This window comes from Microbacterium sp., from assembly GCF_047607465.1.
Classification (GTDB): domain Bacteria; phylum Actinomycetota; class Actinomycetes; order Actinomycetales; family Microbacteriaceae; genus Microbacterium.
Map to the genome: position 1 here is coordinate 21,671 of NZ_JASGCY010000091.1, position 8,278 is coordinate 29,948.

At 70.0% G+C, this 8,278-nt stretch carries 7 protein-coding genes; 3 read left to right on the forward strand and 4 right to left on the reverse strand.

The genetic code is table 11. From position 1 onward, the window contains the following. Window positions 1-139: 139 nt before the first annotated feature. The gene (gene leuS, locus QM568_RS13180; protein WP_415139583.1) at window positions 140-2,716 is read right to left on the reverse strand and encodes a leucine--tRNA ligase; all 2,577 of its coding nucleotides are present in this window, start codon (window positions 2,714-2,716) and stop codon (window positions 140-142) included. 34 nt (window positions 2,717-2,750) lie between these two features. Then, window positions 2,751-4,046 (reverse strand): anthranilate synthase component I family protein, encoded by a 1,296-nt coding sequence (locus tag QM568_RS13185; protein ID WP_415139585.1) that lies wholly within the window; start codon window positions 4,044-4,046, stop codon window positions 2,751-2,753. Window positions 4,047-4,087: 41 nt separating this feature from the next. On the opposite strand from QM568_RS13185, the gene QM568_RS13190 reads away from it, so the two are divergent. Genes QM568_RS13190 through QM568_RS13200 form a run of 3 tightly spaced genes read left to right on the forward strand, consistent with a single transcriptional unit; the run spans window position 4,088 to window position 6,648 of the window. Then, a complete protein-coding gene (locus QM568_RS13190; RefSeq protein WP_415139587.1) occupies window positions 4,088-4,759 on the forward strand; it encodes a DedA family protein in 672 nt (223 codons plus the stop codon). 4 nt (window positions 4,760-4,763) lie between these two features. Continuing rightward, window positions 4,764-5,789: an App1 family protein gene (locus tag QM568_RS13195; protein WP_415139589.1), complete on the forward strand. Its 1,026-nt coding sequence runs from the start codon at window positions 4,764-4,766 to the stop codon at window positions 5,787-5,789. A gap of 1 nt (window position 5,790) precedes the next feature. Beyond that, window positions 5,791-6,648, forward strand: coding sequence for a 3-methyladenine DNA glycosylase (locus QM568_RS13200; protein WP_415139591.1), 858 nt, complete (start codon window positions 5,791-5,793; stop codon window positions 6,646-6,648). A gap of 140 nt (window positions 6,649-6,788) precedes the next feature. On the opposite strand, the gene QM568_RS13205 is transcribed toward QM568_RS13200, so the two are convergent. Further along, entirely contained in the window at window positions 6,789-7,316 is a 528-nt protein-coding gene (locus QM568_RS13205) for a hypothetical protein (RefSeq protein WP_415139593.1), read from the reverse strand. Beyond that, window positions 7,313-8,104, reverse strand: coding sequence for a hypothetical protein (locus QM568_RS13210; protein ID WP_415139595.1), 792 nt, complete (start codon window positions 8,102-8,104; stop codon window positions 7,313-7,315). The genes QM568_RS13205 and QM568_RS13210 overlap by 4 nt, the downstream gene beginning before the upstream one ends. Window positions 8,105-8,278 lie beyond the last annotated feature (174 nt).

Consider the following 8,278-nt stretch of genomic DNA (forward strand, 5'->3'; position numbering starts at 1 on the left):
ATCCGGCGCCGCGGGCGCGAGAGGCGCAATCCCAGGGCCCGTGGACAACTCACGCAGGACGCGAGATGTGCAGAGCATCCGGCCGAAGGAAGCGGGGCTCGATCGGTCGCGCCGCGCGCCGACGGCCCTGCGGAACCCCTCAGCCCTTGACGACGATGCTGACGATCTTCGGGGCGCGCACGATGACCTTGACGATCTGCTGGTCGCCGATCGAGCGGATCACGCGCTCGTCGGCGCGCGCCAGGGTCTCGAGGTCGGCCTCGCCGATGCGCGCCGGCACCTCGAGCTGCGCGCGCACCTTGCCGTTCACCTGCACGACCGCGGTGACCGTGTCCTCGACGAGCAGCGCCGGGTCGGCGGAGCGCCAGGTGACCAGGCCCACCGAAGGCTCGTGGCCGAGCGCCTCCCACATCTCCTCTGCGGTGTGCGGGGCGATGAGGTCGAGCATCACGGCGATCGTCTCTGCGGCCTCCCGCACGGCGGGGTCGCCGGCACCGGCGGCACCGTCGATCGTCTTGCGGGTGAGGTTCACCAGCTCCATGAGACGGGCGACGAGCACGTTGAACTTCGTCTGCTCGACGAGCCCCGGGGCCTCGGCGAGGAGCTTGTGCGTCGCCCGACGCAGCGCCGCGTCGCCGCCGTTGAAAACGACGTCGACGGGACTCGCGACCTCGTCGGCGATGCGCAGCGCGCGGGAGAGGAACTTCTGGGCGCCGGTCGTGGAGACATCCGCCCAGTCCTTGTCGTCCTCGACGGGGCCGGCGAAGGCCAGGCCCACCCGCAGCGCGTCGGCGCCGTGCGCGTCGAGCTCCTCCTGGAACAGCACGAGGTTGCCCTTGCTCTTCGACATCTTCTGGCCGTCGAGCAGCACCATGCCCTGGTTGATGAGGTTCGAGAACGGCTCGGTGAAATCGATCAGCCCCAGGTCGAACAGCACCTTGGTGATGAACCGTGCGTACAGCAGGTGCAGGATCGCGTGCTCGACGCCGCCGATGTACGAGTCGACCGGAGCCCAGCGCGAGGCCTGCTTCGGGTCGAACGCCACGACGTCGCTGTTCGGCGACAGGAACCGCAGGAAGTACCACGAGCTGTCCACGAACGTGTCCATGGTGTCGGGGTCGCGCAGCACCGGGTCGCCCGTGGCCGGATCGACCGTGCGCACCCAGCTCTCGGCCCCGCCGAGGGGCGAGGTGCCCTTCGGCGCGAGGTCGAGGCCCTGCACGTCGGGGAGCCTCACCGGCAACTGCTCCTCGGGGACGGGGATGATCCGCCCGTCCTCGGCATGCAGCATCGGGATCGGTGTGCCCCAGAAGCGCTGGCGCGAGATCAGCCAGTCACGCAGGCGGTAGTTCTTCGCCGCGCGTCCGGTGCCGGATGCTTCGAGCTGCTCGATCGCGCGGGCGATCGCGTTGCGCTTGGACAGCCCGTTGAGCTCACCGGAGTTGATCATGCGGCCCTCGCCGGTGAGCGCGATGCCGGTGACGGACGGATGCTGGTCGTCGATGGCAGGCAGCGTGTCGATGGGCACGCCGTCCTCGTCGACCTCGACGATCGGCATCGCACCGGTGATCGGGGCGGTCGTGTCGACGACGACTTTGACCGGCAGGTCGAACGCGCGGGCGAAGTCGAGGTCGCGCTGATCGTGCGCGGGCACCGCCATGACCGCGCCGTGACCGTAGTCGGCGAGCACGTAGTCGGCGGCCCAGATCGGCAGCCTCTCGCCGTTGACGGGGTTGATCGCGTAGCGCTCGAGGAACACGCCGGTCTTCGGCCGGTCGGTGGCCTGACGGTCGATGTCCGTCGTCTTCTGCACCTCGGCCAGGTACGACTGGAACCGCTCGCGCACCTCGTCCGTCGCCTCGGCCGCGAGCTCCGCGGCGAGGTCGCCGTCAGGCGCGACGACGAAGAAGGTCGCGCCGTGCAGGGTGTCGGGGCGGGTCGAGAACACCGTCACCGGCTCATCGCGTCCCTCGATGCGGAAGTCGACGTCGGCGCCGACCGAGCGGCCGATCCAGTTGCGCTGCATCTGCAGCACCTTCGACGGCCAGAAGCCCTCGAGCTGGTTCAGGTCGTCGAGCAGACGGTCGGCGTAGTCGGTGATGCGGAAGTACCACTGGGTGAGCTTCTTCTTGATGACCTCGGCCCCGCAACGGTCGCAGCGGCCGTCGACGACCTGCTCGTTCGCGAGCACGGTCTGGTCGTTCGGGCACCAGTTCACCGGGCTCTTCTTGCGATAGGCCAGACCCCGCTCGTAGAGCTTCAGGAACAGCCACTGGTTCCAGCGGTAGTACTCCGGGTCGGAGGTGTGCAGCACCCGCGTCCAGTCGAACGAGACGCCGTACGCCTCGAAGCCCGCCTTCTGCTGCGCGATGTTCTGGTAGGTCCACTCGCGGGGGTCCGCACCCTGGCGGATCGCCGCGTTCTCGGCGGGCAGGCCGAACGAGTCCCAGCCGATCGGGTTGAGGACGTTGTGCCCGCGGTGACGCCAGAACCGGGCCACGATGTCGGAGTACAGGTAGTTCTCGGCGTGGCCCATGTGCAGATCGCCCGATGGGTACGGGAACATCGCGAGCACATAGCGGCGCGGACGCGTGTCGTCATCGCCTCCGGTGACGAACGTGCCGTTGTCGGCCCAGTACTTCTGCCACTTGGCCTGGATCGCGTGCGCGGACAGCGCCTCGTCTTCAGCGGGAGCAGTGGAGGAGGTCTCAGACAACGAACACACAACCAATCGGGAGGGAAAGACGGGATCAGTCCAGGATATCCGAACGCCACGAGGCCGGCAGGCGCGCGCCGAGGGCGGCGAGCGGCGCCCTCGCCTTGGTCGCGACCTCGGCGACCTCGGATGCTGCGGCGGAACGCCAGGTGATGCCCCCGCCCGCACCCACCACCGCCTCGTCGGTGTCGATCACGATGCTGCGGATCACCATCGCGAGGTCGACGGCGCCGCCGTCGGAGACGTAGCCGAAGCAGCCGGCGTAGACGCCACGAGGGCCGCCTTCGAGCTCGTGCAGACGGGTCATCGCCGAGAGCTTCGGCGCCCCCGTCATGCTGCCAGCGGGGAACGCCGCGTCGAGGAGCGCCGCGAACGTCGTGCCCTCGGCGGCCGTGCCGCTGACGGTGCTCACGAGCTGATGCACAGCGGGGTAGGTCTCCACCTGCCAGAGGCCGTCGACGCGGATCGAGCCAGGCACGCACACGCGGGACAGGTCGTTGCGCATGAGGTCGACGATCATGACGTTCTCGGCGCGTTCCTTCGGGTCGGCCCGCAGCTCCGCGGCGAGCGCGGCATCCGTCTCCGGGTCCGCTCCGCGCGGACGCGTCCCCTTGATCGGGCGCGTGCGGATCACTCCCCCCTCGGCATGCAGGAACTGCTCGGGGCTCGCACTGAGCAGGCTGCGCCCGCCGATGCGCACGAAGCCGCCGTGGTGGGCCGGGGTGGCGCCGCGCAGGCGCAGATAGGTCGACACATCGTCGTGCGCGCCGCGCACCGTGAAGCGGGTGGTGAGGCAGACCTGATAGGCGATGCCGGCACGGATGAGCGCGCGGCACTGCTCGATGAGTGCGGCGTACTCGGCGGGAGTGTGGCGGGCGACGGCCGCTGGTCCGCCGGGTTCGGCAGGAAGAGCGGATGCCGCACCACGCGGCTCGCACACGAACGACGCCCATTCGTCGATGTCATCATCTGCGGCGAGCGCCCACGTCTCTCCGGTCGTGTTGTCGAAGGCGGCGAGCCGGGTCACACGCAACCAGGCCTCGCCGACGCTGGGCTCGATGGGTGCTCCGGCAGCGCGAGCACCGCTCTCGTAATCGCACCAGCCCACCCAGCCGCCGGAGAACGGGATCCCGGTGCTCTGACTCGCGTCGATGCGCACCTGGTCCGGGCGCGCGTCGGCGTTGCCTGTGCCGATGAAGCTCCACCCATCGAGCGATCCGGATCCGGAGTCCAACCAGAAGACATCGGACGTCGCCGCAGCCAGCGCGGCGAAGAACGCGACCGGGTCGACCTGCGCGGTCACAGCACGGGCGGTCAGTCGTTCGGGCACCATTCCAGCCTAGATCGCGCCGCCCGGCATATTCTCATCGTGTGGATGACTTCGTGCCGTGGCTGATCGAGTTCCTGCGATCCGTCGATCCCATCGCACGCACGCTCATCGCCGGCCTCGCAGTCATGCTGGAGACGAGCATCCTCATCGGTCTCGTCTTCCCCGGCGACACGGTCGTCCTCGTCGCCTCGATCGGCATCACCAGCCCGCCGCAGGCGGTCGCGATGGTCATCGCGGTCGTCATCGGCGCCCTGATCGGCGAAAGCATCGGCTTCGGCCTCGGGCGCTGGATCGGCCCGCACATCCGCGCGTCCTGGGTGGGGCGCCGCGTCGGCGAGGACAACTGGGTCAGGGCTGAGCGCTATCTGGCACGCCGCGGCGGCATCGCCATCTTCCTGTCCCGGTTCCTCCCCGTGCTGCACTCGCTGGTGCCGCTCACGGTGGGCATGAGCCACTACTCCTACAAGCGCTTCCTCGCATGGACGGCTCCGGCCTGTCTGCTGTGGGCGACGGCCTATGTCAGCATCACCTCGCTCGCGGCGGGCAGCTTCGACCGCCTCAAAGAGCAGGTGCACTTCGCCGGCTACATCTTCGTGGGCATCATCGTCGCATTCCTCGTGATCGTGCTGCTCAGCAAGAAGATCATCGCCCGGTTGGAGCGACGCCATCTCGATCACGACGATACGAACATCGGCCCCGACGTGAAAGACTGAGGCAATGGCCTCGCACCCTCCGGCCCCCAGGATCCACTGGTTCGCCCGACTCGAACACCGCCTGCACGTGTGGCGGGAAGGTCGTGCCCGCCGTCGCGGGCGCACCGCGACCGTCGTGCCCTTCCCCGGCTACGGGGGTCCTGGCTGGGTGCGGGTCGTCGGACGCGTGCTCATCGTCCCCCCGCAGCGCCGCACGAAGAGCGGGGAGCTGGCGAGCGTGCGCGGATGGCGCAGTTTCGTCGGCATCCCGGTGAGCTTCGCGAAGGTCACCGTGCGGATCGGCGACACCACCCACGACCTGATCGCCGACCGCGGCGGAGTCGTCGACGCCGTCATCGACGTGCGCCTCGAACCCGGCTGGCAGTCGTTCACCGTCGAGGCCGAAGGGCAGGAGCCCGTCACGGCCACCTGCTTCGTCGTGGCCGAGACGACCGACTTCGGCGTCGTCTGCGACGTCGACGACACCGTGATGGTGACGGCTCTGCCCCGTCCGTTCGTCGCGGCGTGGAACTCCTTCGTCGTCGACGAGCACGCGCGTCTGCCGGTCCCCGGCATGGCAGTGCTGCTCGACCAGTTGCTGCACCAGCATCCGGGCGCGCCCATGGTGTACCTCTCCACCGGTGCGTGGAACGTGGCGCCGACGCTGCGCCGCTTCCTCAGCAGGCACCTGTTCCCGAACGGGTCGATGCTGCTCACCGACTGGGGCCCCACGCACGACCGCTGGTTCCGCAGCGGTCGCGAGCACAAGCTCACCAACCTCCGCCGTCTCGCCGAGGAGTTCCCGCAGGTGCGGTGGCTGCTGGTCGGTGACGACGGCCAGCACGACGAGTCCATCTACTCGGAGTTCATGGACGAGCATCCGGACTCCGTCGCCGGCGTCGCCATCCGGCGGCTCCTGCCTGCCGAGGCGGTGCTCGCGGGAGGGCGGGCCGGCACGGAGCCGCACTCCGCGCACGCCGCCCCGTGGGTGAGCGCCGAGGACGGCGCCGGTCTTCGCGACCTGCTCGGCGAAGCCGGCATCCTGCGCTGACATGGCCCTCACCCGGCCCGAATGGACGGCGCGCGAGCAGGCACACCGCGACCGGGCGGATGCTCTCACCGCCGCGCATCGCGAACGCTCCGCGCGCCGTGAGAAGCACCCCGTCGAGGACTTCCTCTTCACCTACTACAACTACAAACCAGCGCGGCTGCGACGCTGGCACCCCGGTGCCGGCGTCACTCTCGAGGACGCTCCGGAGCGCGCCGGCTGGCGCTGGTACCGGACCGACGGCGACGACGTCACTGCCGACGCCGCGCGCTTCGCCACAGAGAAGCCCGAACTCGCCTCCCTCATCGAGCGGATGCTGCGGCGCACCGCCGCGCGCCCAGGTCAGTTCGGCTGCTTCGGGCTGCACGAGTGGGCGATGGTGTACCGGCAGGACGAGCACCGGCATCCGATCCCCCTGCGCCTCGGCCGGGCCGGCACCGACGCCGTCGTCGAGAGCCACGACCTGCGCTGCACGCACTTCGACGCGTTCCGCTTCTTCACCCCGGATGCGGCGCCGCGCAACCGCCGGGCGCTCACGCGCGACGACCAGCCCTCCCTCGAGCAGCCAGGTTGCCTGCATGCCGGCATGGACATCTACAAGTGGGCGATGAAGCTCGGTCCGCTCGTCCCCGGCGGGCTGCTGCTCGACGCGTTCGAACTCGCCCGCGACATCCGCCGGCTCGACATGGAGGCCGCGCCCTACGACCTCTCGGCCTGGGGCGTCGTGCCGGTGCCGATCGAGACGGCCGAGGGCAAAGCCGAGTACGTCCGGCGCCAGCGCGGCTTCGCCGAGCGCGGGACGGCGCTCCGCCACGCGCTGCTGAAGGCGTGGCTCGGGCTGGCGGCGGGCCCCGCGGCGTAGGCCCGCCCCGCCCCGCGTCCCGCTCCGCGCCCCCTTCTCCGCCGACGCCCCATCTGCGCGGCGGCGCCCCACCTGCGCGGCGTCTGTCAGGTGGGGCGTCGCGGCGCAGGTGGGGCGTGGTGAGGAACTGCCCGCCGAGCTCAGCGCCGGCCCTGCGTGCTGTCGATGACGAACGCCTGCGGATGATCCTTCAGATAGCGCACCGAGATCTGCCCGTCGGACGGGAAGTAGGCGTCTCGATCGGGATAGACCGCCGGAGTGAAGAAGTTGCTCTCCAGCGTGTATTCGACGCCCTCGTGCGTCGTGAAGGTCACCCAGTCGCCGTCGAGCGTCGCCGACGCGCGCTCCCCGTGCTCGTAGATGTACGCGCGGGTGACGGGCACCCCGGTGAGGCTGAGGACGCCGATCACGACGTTGGCGATCATCAGGAACGCCAGCACGCGGAACCCGAGGCGCATCACCCGGGCCGCGCCCTCCCCGCGCCTCGGGTGCTGCTCGCGCAGCAGTCCCTCCCGTTCGCGGATGCGGCGCAGCGCCCCGCCCGGCACGTCTCCTCGGACCGACATCGCGAACAGCCCCAGGATCGAGAAGCCGCCGATGAACACCATCGCGTAACCGTGCGACGCCGGGAAGTTCACCAGCCAGATCAGCGTGTCGAGGATGCTCATCGCCCCGCCTCCTTCTCGATCGTGATCGCGACCGTCTGCGGATCCTCGCGCCGGTAGAACGCCCAGATCGGAGCGCCGACTTGGAGATGGGCGAGCGCCTGCGGGTAGACGAACACCGTGGTGTCGGCCTCCCAGGTGGCGGCGCCCTCCGGAGCCATCAGCACCTTCAGGGCGACCTCGCTCTGCCCTTCGAGCCGGCGTCCGGTGGGCCGGATCTCGAGCACGGAGGCCGGGACCTGGATGCCGGTCGTGCGCGCCCGCACCTGGCGCGGGTCGATCAGGCCACGGGCGATGCGCCACTGCATCATCGCGTCGCGCACCGCGGGGTCTTCGAGGTCGGCGAGCTCCACGGTGTCCTGGCCGGTGAGGCTGTAGCGCACGGGCAGGGGCTGGCCGACCTGCAGCATCGCGAGATCGCTCGCGTCGACGAGCATCCGCAACTGGGAGATGTACTCTTCGCCGCCGGCCGGGGAGACCCGGATGAAGAGGTCGTATTGCGGCACGTCGTTGACGATGAGGCCGGTGCGCGAGACCTCAACGATCCGCCCGACGCCGATCTGCGCCTCCCCCCGCACCTTCTTGCGCCGTCCGAAGCCGGACATCGCGCCGCCGAAGGTGAGCAGGACCCCCCACGCGACGCCGATCATGATCGGTGCGATGAGGGTGTCCTCGCCGCTGAAAGGGAGGATCGACCGCCGCTGGTTCACGCCGAACAGTCCCTCGCCGGTCCAGACGAGCAGCCACGCCGACAGCAGCAACCAGACGATCAGAAGCGCGATGCGGATCATGCCCCCAGAGTAGCGAGCGAGCAGTGCGGCGTCTCCCTACTCCGTCGGCGCCCCACCTGCGCCGCGACGCCCCATCTGCGCAACGTCCGTCATGTGGGGCGCCGCGGCGCAGGTGGGGCGCCGACGGAGTAGGGAGACGCCGCACTGCTCGCTCGCTACTCTGGGGGCATGATC

Coding starts and splice junctions, on each gene's coding strand:
- QM568_RS13195 (WP_415139589.1), top strand. CDS start 4,764: ATGGCCTCGCACCCTCCGGCCCCCAGGATCCACTGGTTCGCCCGACTC.
- QM568_RS13200 (WP_415139591.1), top strand. CDS start 5,791: ATGGCCCTCACCCGGCCCGAATGGACGGCGCGCGAGCAGGCACACCGC.
- QM568_RS13205 (WP_415139593.1), bottom strand. CDS start 7,316: ATGAGCATCCTCGACACGCTGATCTGGCTGGTGAACTTCCCGGCGTCG.
- QM568_RS13210 (WP_415139595.1), bottom strand. CDS start 8,104: ATGATCCGCATCGCGCTTCTGATCGTCTGGTTGCTGCTGTCGGCGTGG.